This window comes from Bacteroidia bacterium (assembly GCA_025056095.1).
GTDB lineage: Bacteria > Bacteroidota > Bacteroidia > JANWVE01 > JANWVE01 > JANWVE01.
Genome location: JANWVW010000116.1, coordinates 1 through 8,775, shown reverse-complemented (window position 1 = coordinate 8,775; position 8,775 = coordinate 1). Strand labels below are relative to the sequence as shown.

Annotated in this window: 4 protein-coding genes; 2 read left to right on the top strand and 2 right to left on the bottom strand. The window is 38.3% G+C overall.

What is annotated here, in order from left to right; translation table 11 throughout:
* Positions 1-116 precede the first annotated feature (116 nt).
* Positions 117-3,023 carry a serine hydrolase gene (locus tag NZ519_09165; protein ID MCS7028922.1) on the top strand — a complete coding sequence of 969 codons (2,907 nt, stop codon included), beginning with the start codon at positions 117-119 and terminating at the stop codon, positions 3,021-3,023.
* 86 nt (positions 3,024-3,109) lie between these two features.
* Here the strand turns inward: NZ519_09165 and NZ519_09160 are convergent, their stop codons facing one another.
* Positions 3,110-5,827: a valine--tRNA ligase gene (locus NZ519_09160; GenBank protein MCS7028921.1), complete on the bottom strand. Its 2,718-nt coding sequence runs from the start codon at positions 5,825-5,827 to the stop codon at positions 3,110-3,112.
* Complete coding sequence (locus NZ519_09155) at positions 5,791-5,967, bottom strand: hypothetical protein (GenBank protein ID MCS7028920.1); 177 nt, start codon at positions 5,965-5,967, stop codon at positions 5,791-5,793. The genes NZ519_09160 and NZ519_09155 overlap by 37 nt, the downstream gene beginning before the upstream one ends.
* Before the next feature lie 154 nt (positions 5,968-6,121).
* Between NZ519_09155 and NZ519_09150 the strand changes: the two genes are divergently transcribed.
* Positions 6,122-8,296, top strand: coding sequence for a WG repeat-containing protein (locus tag NZ519_09150; GenBank protein ID MCS7028919.1), 2,175 nt, complete (start codon positions 6,122-6,124; stop codon positions 8,294-8,296).
* Positions 8,297-8,775: the final 479 nt, after the last annotated feature.

The following is an 8,775-nucleotide window of genomic DNA, read 5'->3' as shown; positions in this document are numbered from 1 at the left end:
GTAGCCCGTAGCACGCCGACCTTGTGGGCATGAGCGCAAGCGAAACGCCCACAAGGACACGCCCAAAAAATTAAAAAAAACTTCAATAACACTAAATTTACCTATCTTTGTAATTGATGAAGCAAATACTGCCTGCATTACTTTACCTTCTGCACTTATCTACTCTTTTTGGACAAGACTCGTGGGCTAAAAAAACATTAGCAACCATGAGCTTAGAGGAAAAAATCGGTCAGCTCATCATGATAGCCGCATACTCCAACAAAGGTGAGGAACACATTCAATACACTAAAACCCTAATTGACCAATACCATATCGGAGGAGTAATTATGATGCAAGGCAGTCCATACTTGCAGATAAAAGCCCTCAATACTCTGCAAAAAGATTGCAAAATTCCCTTACTGATAGCCCAAGACGCAGAATGGGGCGTAGGAATGCGACTAGACTCTGTACCTCTATTCCCCCGTAACATGACCTTAGGGGCTATCCAAAATGATTTACTACTTTACGAAATGGGCGTACAAATAGCTAAACAATGCCGCGCCGTAGGCGTACAAGTAAACTTTGCCCCTGTAATAGACGTAAATGACAATCCTGCTAATCCTGTGATTGGAGATAGGTCATTCGGCGAAGATAAATACAACGTCGCTCGCAAAGGCGGCATGATAGCCAAAGGTATGCAAAGCGAAAATATTATTCCCTGCGGCAAACACTTCCCTGGACACGGTAACACAGATACCGATTCTCACTTGGACTTACCTATTATTCGGTACGATAGAAACGTGCTGGATACTATCCATTTACTTCCTTTCAAAACACTTATTCAGCATGGTTTGCCTGCTATTATGGTTGCACATCTGTATATTCCTGCTTTGGATAGCACGCCGAACCGAGCTTCTACGTTATCCCCCAAAGTTGTAAATCAGCTCTTACGACAAGAACTAGGTTTCAAAGGTCTGATATTTACAGATGCTCTAAATATGCAAGGTGTCGCTAAGTTCTATCCCTCTGGCGAAGCCGATGTGCACGCACTATTAGCAGGAAACGACATGCTACTTTTTTCAGGGAATGTCCCTAAAACTGTGGAAAAAATTAAACAAGCACTCAACAAAGGCGAAATTACTCTACAAGAATTAGATGAACATGTACTACGAATTTTACAAGCCAAAGAATGGTGCGGATTACACAAAGGTCTGTTTCCCAAAAATCCCACGGGCGTTACACAAATGCTTAATAGTTCTGAAATAAAAAACCTTATTCGCAGACTGTATGAAGCTTCGGTAACTGTAGTCAAGAATGAATTTAACATTTTACCAATCAAAGAGCTAAAAAAACATAACGTAGGGCATATTTGCATCAGTAACGCTGCCAGTGGCGTAAACACAATTGCCACTTTTGTACAAACTCTTAACCGTTACGCTGCGGTAAAGCACGTATTTGCAAACAAAAAATCGGATTTAGTCAGCATTGCCAAGCAAGAATTTCAAAAACAAGATGTAGTTATTGTTACCATTAAAGACATAACTAAAAAAGCAAGCGAAAATTTTGGTATTTCTGTATTAGTAGATGATTTAATTCAATATCTACAATCGCAAGGCAAAATTGTAGTTACTTGTGTGTTTGGTACGCCGTATTCACTCAAAAATTTTGAATGTGCTCATAGTTTAGTTTGTTTGTATGAAGATAACTACTATACTCGCAAAGCTGCCGCAGAGGTAATTGTAGGTGCCATCAAAGCCGATGGCAAATTACCTGTCAGTAGTGGAACATTCAAAGCAGGGCAAGGTTGTACAATAAGTGCTTTGCATCGCATTCGTTTTGATGAAAACCAAGAAATGTGTATAAATACGGATTCGTTAAAAAAAATTGAAAAGATTGTTGAGCAAAGTATAAAAGAACGAATATTCCCAGGCTGCCAAGTAATGATGGTCAAAGAAGGAATTGTAATTTATCAAAAAAGCTTTGGCAGACTTACTTATGACAGCACAAGTAAAAAAGTTCACGATGATAGTACCATTTATGATTTAGCTTCGGTAACTAAGGTAGCGGCTACTACGTTAGCAGCTATGCGTCTGTGGGAACAAGGAAAGTTAGACCTCCAAAAGAAAATTAAAGACTATTTACCTGAATTTGATAGCACAAACAAGGCAAATATCACCATAGAGCAACTTTTAACACATACTTCGGGCTTGCCTTCGGTTTTGTTTTATTATAGAAAACCTGAATTTAGGAATACAAACTGCCAATATACGGATACTTATACATGTATGCTTACTGACAGCAGCCATTTTTACGTAGCACCGCATATTTTTATGAAGGATAGATACCGCAAGGTAATAATAGAGTATCTTAAAAAATGTAGAGTGCGCCCACCACGAAGACTCATTTACAGCGACGTAAATATGACATTTATGCAGCTAATTATTGAACGAATTACTCAAAAGCCGTTAGATGTGTATGTAAAAGAAAACTTCTATGAGCCTTTGCAGCTTAGACACACAGGATTTAATCCTATGTTAGACACGAATTTGTCCAAGCATGACATAGCCCCTACTGAAAATGATACTTTATGGAGAAAACAACAAATTTGGGGTACAGTACATGACCAAACTGCGGCTATTTTTGGCGGTGTATGTGGAAATGCAGGTCTATTTAGCAATGCCCATGATTTAGCGGTTATTGGACAAATGTTACTTAATGGGGGAGTATATGGCGGAGTACGTTTTTTTGCACCCCAAACAATAGATTATTTCACACGGCGCGTGTACCCAAACATCAGAAGAGGGCTAGGTTGGGACAAACCTGAAAATACCAAAATAAAAGCACCTGTGGGCAGTTTTGCATCTATGCAAACTTATGGACACTTAGGCTACACAGGTACTGCTTTTTGGATAGACCCCAAAGAAAAATTAGTTTTTGTGTTTTTGTCTAATAGAATTTACCCCACTGTAAATGACAAACGAATTAACAAAGAAGCTATACGGCAAAAAATTATGTCAATAGCTTACAAAGTAGAGGTAGAATAGCTGCTACCTTGTAAAGAAGGATTTTGCAGCAGCGCATACTTTTTACAGACAGATTAACGTCAGAAACAACAATTTAGCTTTATATCTTATCGTAGTCCTGATAGTCTTTCTTGAAGTAGTTTTATTTTTTGCAATGTGTCTTGATGTTTTTTACGTTCATTTTGAATGACATCAGGCTTTGCATTAGCCATAAATTTTTCATTGTTTAGCTTTGCTTCAATAGTTTTAAGAAAGTTCTGTAAATGAGCAAGTTCTTTTTCAAGTTTTGCCTTTTCTGCTTGAATGTCTAAACTTCCATGTAGTTGAACTAAAAGTTCCATAGTGCGAACTAATATAGGCAGTGTGTTCTGAACTTTTTGTGTAGTAAATTGCAAGTCAATTCCTTTTTCTTTTTCAAATTTGAGCAATTTTTCTATGCTGCTTTTGTATTTTGCCCAAAAAGGTTGATGCACAGGTGTAAGGTAGATAGTCCAATTTTCTTTGGAAGAAAGTTTATGCGTGTTACGTACATTCCTTAATTCTGTAACTATCTGTAAAACAAAGGATATATCTTCAAGTAGTGCTTTATCACTTTCAGAAAGCGGTTGTGCAGTGTAGTAAGGCGTTACAATTAAGTCAGTTTCAGGATTTTCTTGGATACTGTGCCATAATTCTTCCGTAATAAATGGCATAAAAGGGTGTAGCAGGATCAAAATGTGTTTGAAAATTTCAATAGTGTGGTTGTAAACTGTTTGTGAAAGAAGGTTATTTTGAATAGGTTTAATCCATTCTAAATAAGTGGAACAGAAGTCATCCCATATTAGTTTATAGAGTGTCATGAGTGCATCTACGATGCGGAAGTTATCAAAATGTTGCTCGATTTCGGCAGCGGCTTCATTTAGGCGAGCTTGAATCCACTGCATAGCGATTTGTTCATATTCGCAGGGTTTGAGAGAAGTGTCTATTTTCCAAGATTGTGTTAGGCGGTAAGCGTTCCATATTTTATTAGCCATATTTCTGCCTTGCTCCATAAGCGGATAACCTACGGCAATAGGTCTACCTTCCGCATCTTTGACAAGCTTGCCTTGTGCATCTCTTTGATATTCAATAGGAAATTTAAGGTCGTTGCCTGCAGGTGAGGAAAATAGCATTCCTACGCGTACGCCATCTGCGGAGAATTTCTCAATCAATTCCAAAGGTTCAGGAGAGTTACCTAAGGATTTACTCATTTTTCTACCTTCACCATCGCGTACAATACCTGTTAAATACACATTTCTAAATGGTACTTGACCTTTGAATTCTAAACCTGCCATAATCATACGTGCGACCCAAAAGAATAAAATTTCAGGTGCAGTTACTAAGTCATTTGTAGGATAGAAATACTTAAAATCAGGATTATCAGGGTCTTTGAAGCCATCAAAAACAGAGATGGGCCATAGCCACGAACTAAACCATGTATCTACTACATCTTCATCTTGTTTAAGGTCTTTTTCGGTAAAATCAGGGTTAATTTGTTGTGCTTTTTTGAGGGCTTCTTGGATATTTCTTGCTACAACCATATTGCCATCGGGTAGGTAATAAGCAGGAATACGTTGTCCCCACCATAGCTGCCTACTGATGCACCAATCTTTGACATTTTCCATCCATACCTTGTATAAATTTACGAACTTAGAGGGGTAGAGTTTTACCTCGCCTTTTTCCACTGCTTCCAAAGCTTTTTGGGCTAAGGGTTTCATTTTGACGAACCATTGCATAGAAATTTTAGGTTCAATCGGTACTTTTGTGCGTTCAGAAAGACCTATTCGGTTTTTGTACTCTTTTATTTCTTGAATATGCCCTTTTTCTTGCAATTCTTGGGCTATTTTTTTACGTACTACGAATCTATCCTCGCCCACGTAAATTTGGGCTGCTTCGCTCATAGTGCCATTAGGGGCAATGGTGTCAATGATAGGTAAGTTATGACGTTTACCTATTTCGTAGTCAAGAGGGTCGTGGGCAGGTGTAACTTTTAGGCAACCTGTACCAAACTCTTTATCTATGGAATTATCTGCTATCACAGGTATAGGGCGGTTGATTAAAGGTACGTACACTTTTCTACCTATCCAAGCTTGGTATCGTTCATCTTGGGGATGTACGGCAATGGCTACGTCCCCCATGATAGTTTCAGGGCGAACTGTGGCAATAACTAAATACTCATTCGGATTGTCTACACTAAAATATTTGATGTAATAGAGTTTAGACTGCACTTCTTCGTATATTACTTCTTCGTCAGATACAGTAGTTTCAGCTTTGGGGTCCCAGTTTACTACGTAAGTACCTCTGTATATCAAGCCTTTTTCATACAAATCGCAAAAGACATCTATGACAGCTTGGGATAGGTCTTCTTCCATAGTAAAGCGAGTACGTTTCCAATCACAGCTTGCTCCGAGCTTGCGAAGTTGTTGTAAAATAATTCCGCCGTATTTTTCTGTCCATTCCCAGGCGTATTTGAGAAACTGTTCCCGGGTGAGGGATTTTTTACTAATACCTTGTTTAGCCAACATTTCCACTACTTTAGCTTCTGTGGCAATAGATGCGTGGTCTGTACCGGGTACCCAGCAAGTTTCAAACCCTTTCATTCTTGCCCTTCGGATAAGGATATCTTGGATAGTGTTATTCAGCATGTGCCCCATGTGTAGTACGCCTGTTACGTTGGGTGGAGGAATAACAATCGTATAAGGTTTTTTGTTAGGATTGACTTTTGCATAAAAGTAGCCTTTACTTTCCCAGTATTTATACCATTTTTCTTCTACTTGTGCGGGATTATAGGTTTTAGCAATTTCCATTGTGGCAAAAATAGCAAGAATGTTACTTTAGGTCTAAAAATAATTTGATTTTTTGATTTTTTGGGCGTGCCCCTCGCTAACGCTCGGGTCGGGGCATTCCGCACTACGCTAACGCTTCGGTGCTTCGCTGCGCTTCGCACTGCCTAACGGCATGCTCCATGCCCCTCACGCAGATTATACCTTGAATACTTATCTCTTTACCTTTTTAGCATTGAAACACAAATACTTACAAGATAAAAAAATAAATTCTCAACTTATTGGTACAAATAGAACTTTTTCTAATTTTGTTACTATATGAGCTATAAGCTTTTTCGTTATAGTGAGGATAAAAAATGGGGCTTTCGTACAGCTGATGGAAAGATAGTTATCCCTTGTAAGTATGATGACGCATCGGATTTTTCAGAAGGTTTAGCATGGGTAGAATTAAATGGTAAGTACGGCTATATCAATACCCAAGGGGAGGAAATTATCCCTTGTAGATATGATTATGCAAGGGGGTTTTCAGAAGAGTTAGTATGGGTAAAATTGAACGGTAAGTATGGCTATGTTAATGTGCAAGGCAAAGAAATTGTACCGTGTAAGTATGATTATATTGAGTGGTATTTTTTAGAAGGTATAGCGAGAGCAAAATTGAACGGTAAGTATGGGTATGTTAATGCACAAGGTGAAGAAATTGTACCTTGTAAATACGATTATGCTGCAAGGGGTTTTTCGGAAGGTTTAGCTTATGTTAAATTGAATGGTAAGTATGGCTATGTTAATCCACAAGGCAAAGAAATTATACCTTGCAAATATGATTACGCGGGAAGTTTCTCTGGAGGTTTAGCAAAAGTAAAATTGAACGGTAAATTAGGGTACGTTAATATAAAAGGCGAAGAAATTGAGTTTTGTAAAAATGCCGAAATAGAAAACTTTGAGCAAGGCATAGAAAATGTCAAATTGGATGGTAAATATGGCTATGTTAATCTACAAGGCGAAGAAATTGTACCTTGCAAATATGATTATGTGTCGGATTTTTGGGAAGGTTTAGCAAGGGTCAAACTCAATGGCAAGTATGGCTACGTTAATCTACAAGGGGAGGAAATTATACCTTGCAAATATGATGATGTATTGGATTTCTGGAAAGGTTCAGCAAAGGTCAAATTAAAAGGCAAGTATGGCTATGTTAATCAACAGGGCGAGGAAATTGTACCGTGTAAATATGATGATGTTGCAAGGGGTTTTTCAGAAGGTTTAGCTTACGTTAAATTGAATGGTAAGTATGGCTATGTTAATCAACAAGGTGAGGAAATTATACCGTGTAGATATGGTAGGAGTGAGGATTTTTGGCAAGGCAGAGCAAGAGTAGAGTTGAACGGTAAGTATGGCTATGTTAATCAACAGGGTGAAGAAGTTGTACCGTGTAAATATGATGATGCCGCAAAAAGTTTTTCGGAAGGTTTAGCTTATGTCAAGTTCAATGGTAAGTATGGCTATATTAGTGCCGAAGGTAGGGAAATTATACCTTGCAAATACGACTATGCAGGAAGTTTTTCAGAAGGTTTAGCTTATGTCAAATTCAATGGTAAGTATGGCTGTATTAGCACACAAGGCGAAGAAATTGTTCCTTGCAAATATCATGAGATTAAGGCGTTCACAGAAGGTATAGCTTGTGTCCAATTGAATCGTAAGTACGGCTATGTTACTCGACAAGGTAAGGAAATTGTGCCGTGTAAGTATGATGATGCTGCACAGAGTTTTTTAGAAGGTTTAGCGAGAGTCAAATTGAATGATAGGTATGGGTATGTTAATGTACAAGGTGAGGAAATTGTACCGTGTAAATATGATTATGTATGGGATTTTTCACAAGGTTTAGCGAGAGTCAAATTGAATGGTAAGTACGGCTATGTTAATCTACAAGGCAAAGAAATTGTGCCGTGTAAATATAGTGATGCATCAGATTTTTCAGAAGGTTTTGCTTGTGTCCAATTGAATGGTAAGTATGGCTATATTAGTACCCAAGGTGAAGAAATTATACCTTTCAAATATGATAACGCATGGCGTTTCTCGGAAGGTTTAGCCTTAGTGAAATTGAATGGTAAATATGGCTATATTAGTACCCAAGGTGAAGAAATAGTACCTTTCAAATATGATAATGCATGGCGTTTCTCGGAAGGTTTAGCCTTAGTGAAATTGAATGGTAAGTATGGCTATGTTAATCAACAAGGTGAGGAGATTGTACCGTGTAAATATGATGAGATTAAGGAGTTTTCGGAAGGTTTAGCTTGTGTCCAATTGAACGGCAAGTATGGCTATGTTAATCAACACGGCGAAGAAGTTGTACCGTGTAAATATGACAGGAGTGGGGGTTTCTGGCAAGGTAGAGCGAGAGTAGAGTTGAACGGTAAGTATGGCTATATTAATCGTCAAGGTGAAGAAATTATACCTTGTAAATATGACGCTTACGATGCATACGAGTCTTATTTCTAAATTGACAGAATGAGAAAATTGTACCTTGCAAATTGTGAACTAAGCTTGGCACATCAAAGATAGTTAGCAGGGGGGGATATTAGTAAAATAAAAAACAAATACAGTTTGTATGATGGAGGTAGGAACTTACATGAGATTTTACAGGTAGTAGGGGCTTAGCTGCGGTGAAATTTAGGAGTAAGTGGGGCATATTAACACATCAAAAGAGTTAGCGATAGTATAGGCATGCAAGTATGGTAGAGTGGAGAACTTAAAAGGGATTTAAGCAAGGTCAAGTTGAACAAGAAACATGGAAGTAACTTTTTTTGATTTTTAACCATAAACTTGTTGCCACTCACGAACAGAGGCGTACTTGAAGTAGGATATAATAACCAAAGCTACACACAACAGTTAAATACAAAGTTAATTTTTTTGGGCGTGCCCCTTGCTGACGCAAGGGTCGGGGCATTCCGCACTACGCTTCGCTTCGGTACTTCGCT